This window comes from Microcoleus sp. Pol12B4, from assembly GCF_036701385.1.
Classification (GTDB): Bacteria; Cyanobacteriota; Cyanobacteriia; order Cyanobacteriales; family Microcoleaceae; genus Microcoleus.
On the sequence record NZ_JAUBQR010000436.1, the window covers coordinates 1 to 1528 of the forward strand.

Below are 1528 nucleotides of genomic sequence, written 5' to 3' on the forward strand. Positions count from 1 at the left end.
TGATGATTGTCTCGAAAGACGCGGATATGCACGACCTAAGCTTAGTATTTGGGAATCCACCGAAAGTTATTTGGCTTCGCCTTGGAAACTGTTCGACATTGCAAATTGAAAATTTGCTGCGTCGGGATTTTAATGCGATCAAATTATTTTATGAAGACGAGAATTTATCGCTGCTTGCTTTATCATAATGGATCGATCGCCCTAGCGTGATCTCGACTCTAAATGCTCTCTAGTCTAAAATCTAATATAGATAGGTTTTTTCAGTGGGGCGGCTTAAGTGATTGAGTCGAATCGTGCGGCGAACTCGATCGAGAAAAAGAGATTCCGATCGGGAGTAAGAACGAGTTGACATACATCATCAAGCTGGGGTATTATTCGATTATATCCAGTATTATACCGCAACTGAGATAGAATTATAAGATTTATCGGCAGCACGGTAACAAATCTGCAAAATATCAAAGCTTATCGTATGAGATGCTTCGATAAATCTAATCATTACAACTGACGCGAATTTAAGATTGTTAACTTCGTTGAGATGCGACCGCGCACAGTTGAACTAAATCGTTATGCAGATATAAGTTATGCACAGGGTACAATCCAGCCAATCCAGTCCCTAACAATAAAGGAGTTCAAAAATATGCCCAACTGGAGCCGCATTCCAAAGCTTGGATATTGGTACGACAAGATAACGAACAAGCCTCCCAAAGAAAAACTAAAAAATCAAGTTCGGCGAACCTTCTTTTCAGCAGAGATGTGTCTTAAATGGTTTGGCACATTTGACATGATGCAAGATATTCTAAAGGAGTATGAGATTGAACTGCCTTCGTGGGAAAAAGTAAACCGAATAGTTGATAGGCTATCTGATGTTCAGGTTCAGAGTTTATTGGTAGCTATCGACCTAGTGTCGGCATTTTCTCCTTTGGGTCCCATCTAAAAGTACAAGCCAGATACAATGGAAATTTATCTGGCAAACAAAACTCCAGCTTACAGATATAAAGTTCGCCATCGCAGATCAAGAGAAAACTTAACCGTGATGGCTGTATCTTTGTAGCTACGATTTCAAGAGACTGTTTCCGCATTAAGAAAGGGTTTCACCCCTCACCCCTAAACATAGTGGATCTGGACTAAATTTTTAAGGGATTATATAGCTATTAACTACCCAGAGCGAACGAAAATGCTGAGTTCCAGAGGTGAGGGGTAACACCCCCTGCGAATTAGCCAACAGTCTCTTTCAATCGCAGGGGTTTATTGAAACCTCATTCCTAACCAAGTTGATGGTAGTGCATAACAATTCCAATGCACCGGAACAAAGTCAACTGGTCGGTGAGTTGCAAAGGTTATCTGTGTCCGGTGATTGGAGCCGTTATCTCGTAAACACTGCCTGACCTTGGATATGATTCGGAAGCTCGATCGAGAGCTTGACCTACAGAAACTTGGTAGAATAAATAGACACGCTTCGATCGCGCACCATGCAACAAGCTAGTAGATCCAATCTTTTCGCCAAACCTCAAACGAGGAGATTCTCAAA

2 protein-coding genes are annotated in these 1528 nt (G+C 41.4%); both read left to right on the forward strand.

Annotated elements, in window-relative coordinates; translation table 11 throughout:
* Positions 1-188: DUF5615 family PIN-like protein (locus QUA38_RS28850; protein WP_333167936.1), on the forward strand; the 188-nt coding region annotated here is incomplete at its 5' end.
* Between the two features lie 449 nt (positions 189-637).
* A complete protein-coding gene (locus QUA38_RS28855; protein ID WP_333167938.1) occupies positions 638-934 on the forward strand; it encodes a hypothetical protein in 297 nt (98 codons plus the stop codon).
* Positions 935-1528: the final 594 nt, after the last annotated feature.

Coding starts and splice junctions, on each gene's coding strand:
- QUA38_RS28855 (WP_333167938.1), top strand. CDS start 638: ATGCCCAACTGGAGCCGCATTCCAAAGCTTGGATATTGGTACGACAAG.